This window comes from Haloparvum sedimenti, assembly GCF_001462205.1.
Classification (GTDB): Archaea; Halobacteriota; Halobacteria; order Halobacteriales; family Haloferacaceae; genus Haloparvum; species Haloparvum sedimenti.
In genome coordinates this window covers 1-1,697 of sequence record NZ_LKIR01000081.1, presented here as the reverse complement: position 1 = coordinate 1,697, position 1,697 = coordinate 1, and the positions used below count along the sequence as shown (strand labels likewise).

Sequence of the window (1,697 nt, the reverse complement as noted above, 5' to 3'; positions counted from 1 at the left end):
GGGGTTATACCTCCGCCTAAGGGCCATATCGGGGCAAATACGTGGCAATATCGTGGTCACGAGGGGACCATTTTTAGACCACGAGTGAGAGGGGTTGAATGCACCATGCAGCAACTTCAGGCGAAGTCTGGTAGTGGCGTTGTGACGATTCCGAAGGCGAAGTTGCGACAGGACGACATTCTCGACGACGGTGAGATCCCCGACGGTCAGTCTGTTGCGGTGGATCGGATCGGTCGTCGGTCGTACGTCGTTCGGTTCCCCGAAAACGGAGACCTTCCGGAGCTCTCAGAGTGCGAGTCGATCCGGCGCGTCGCCGCCGAGCTCGCGCTCGCGAACGGTCCGAACCAGCGCGGTCAGCTCGCGGACTAGACCGCGCCGTTCTCAGTTTTCACCGAGGTCGGAGAGATCCTTCTCTCCCGCTTCGACTTTCGCCCGCTCGAGCGTCCACTCGTCGTTATCGAACCCGACGCCGTAGAGTTCGTCAGCGCGCTCGAGGATGGTCGAGATACTTCCCTCCGGGATCTCGAAGAACCTCGCGGTCGGCCTCTTCGCTCGCCCCTTCCGTACCTCCCTGATGAACGCCTGCACGCGCTCGTAGCCTTCTCCCGGCACCGGAACGCCCATCTCGTTCTTCGTCATCCCGTGCGGGGCCTTTCCGAACTGCACACCGCGGTCGATCGCTCTCTCGATTCCCTCCTGCCGTCGCTCTCGGTTCAACTTCAGCTCCATCTCCGCGACCATGCTCATGAACTTCAGCATCATCTGACCCATCTCGTCGTCGGGGTCGACGTTGAACCCCTGCTGCACGAGATGGAGCCCGACGCCCTGGTCCGAGCACGTGTCGACGAAGTCCGCGACCTCCGCGGTCGAGCGTCCGAGTCGATCGAGCTTCGCCGCGACAACCTTCTCGGCGTCACCGACGTCGACGCGATCTCGGAGCTCGACATACTCGTCGCGGGTCGGGTCGTCTCCGGAACCAACGTCCGCGTAGATGTTCTCGGCGGGGAGGTCCGGGTAGTGTTCGCGGATGGACTCGAGCTGACCGTCTCGGGACTGATCGCTCGTCGAAACACGAGCGTAGGCGAGGATTTCGGCCATGGGTAGAAACGCAGGGGCACCTACTTAAAGAACGGTGCTTCAGAAACAACGGTTTAGAGGTTACTTCGCAAACGGAGGTTGAACTAGTCGTCCCCGAGGCGCTGATTCAATTTCTCTCGGAGATCCTGATAGTTGCTATAGGATCGATCCTCATCAGCTTCTAGGAGTAGTTGGATCGTGTTCTTTGCACCGTCTGCCTTTTTTCTCGCTCGGGAGAGGTACGTCCTTACAGACTCGGGTTCGATATCCAGCTCCTCCGCAATTTCCTCTCTCGACTTTCCATCATACAGTCCGGTTAGTACCTCTATTTCTCTCTCAGACAGCGTAGTTGCGTGCTGTAGCAACGAAACATCACGGTGGGCTAGCATATCCTGACGGCTTTTCTTCGTCATAGCCAGACTTTGGAACCCCAATCGCATATAGATTGCGGCAATACGTAAACAGAAAGTGGGTTTTGGGAGTGAGTATTATTCTCCTTCGCACCCCCGCATGTGATGTGGGAATCGCGCTTTTGGAACTGATTGACCGCACTTCAGGCAGTCACGATAACCACTTGCTGCCCGAGACTTCAGTTCGCTGATCGTCATCTTCTCAATATC

3 protein-coding genes are annotated in these 1,697 nt (G+C 57.7%); 1 reads left to right on the top strand and 2 read right to left on the bottom strand.

Annotated elements, in window-relative coordinates; all coding sequences use genetic code 11:
- Positions 1 to 369, top strand: a 369-nt coding sequence (locus tag AN233_RS05305; RefSeq protein ID WP_245626018.1) for a hypothetical protein, incomplete at its 5' end; no start/stop codon positions are given.
- Positions 370 to 381: 12 nt separating this feature from the next.
- On the opposite strand, the gene AN233_RS05300 is transcribed toward AN233_RS05305, so the two are convergent.
- Both AN233_RS05300 and AN233_RS16305 read right to left on the bottom strand, forming a co-directional pair.
- Entirely contained in the window at positions 382 to 1,098 is a 717-nt protein-coding gene (locus AN233_RS05300; RefSeq protein WP_058365799.1) for a recombinase family protein, read from the bottom strand.
- 83 nt (positions 1,099 to 1,181) lie between these two features.
- On the bottom strand, positions 1,182 to 1,490 hold the full coding sequence (locus AN233_RS16305; RefSeq protein WP_176696646.1) for a helix-turn-helix domain-containing protein: 309 nt from the start codon (positions 1,488 to 1,490) through the stop codon (positions 1,182 to 1,184).
- Positions 1,491 to 1,697: the final 207 nt, after the last annotated feature.